This is a genomic window from Streptomyces hesseae (assembly GCF_031845785.1).
GTDB lineage: Bacteria > Actinomycetota > Actinomycetes > Streptomycetales > Streptomycetaceae > Streptomyces > Streptomyces hesseae.
In genome coordinates this window covers 1-315 of the sequence record NZ_JAVRFI010000091.1, presented here as the reverse complement: position 1 = coordinate 315, position 315 = coordinate 1, and the positions used below count along the sequence as shown (strand labels likewise).

Annotated in this window: 1 pseudogene; it reads right to left on the bottom strand. The window is 74.0% G+C overall.

Going from position 1 to position 315, the window contains the following annotated elements:
• Positions 1-315: pseudogene (locus RM609_RS34340) on the bottom strand (acetyl-/propionyl-CoA carboxylase subunit alpha); the annotation flags it as partial.

Genomic DNA, 315 nt, shown 5'->3' with positions numbered 1-315 from the left:
GGTCGCTGGTGAAGGCCGGGTCGGTGACGACCGCGCGGTGGAAGGGGATGGCGGTGGCCATGCCCTCGACCTGGAATTCGGCCAGGGCGCGGGAGGCGCGCTGGAGGGCCTGCTCACGGGTCGCGCCCGTCACGATCAGCTTGGCGAGGAGGGAGTCCCAGGCCGGGCCGATGACGCTGCCCGTCTCCACGCCTGCGTCGAGGCGGACGCCGGGGCCGGTGGGCGGGGCGAAGGTGGTGACGGTGCCGGGGGCGGGCAGGAAGTTGCGGCCCGGGTCCTCGCCGTTGATCCGGAACTCGAACGAATGCCCGCGCA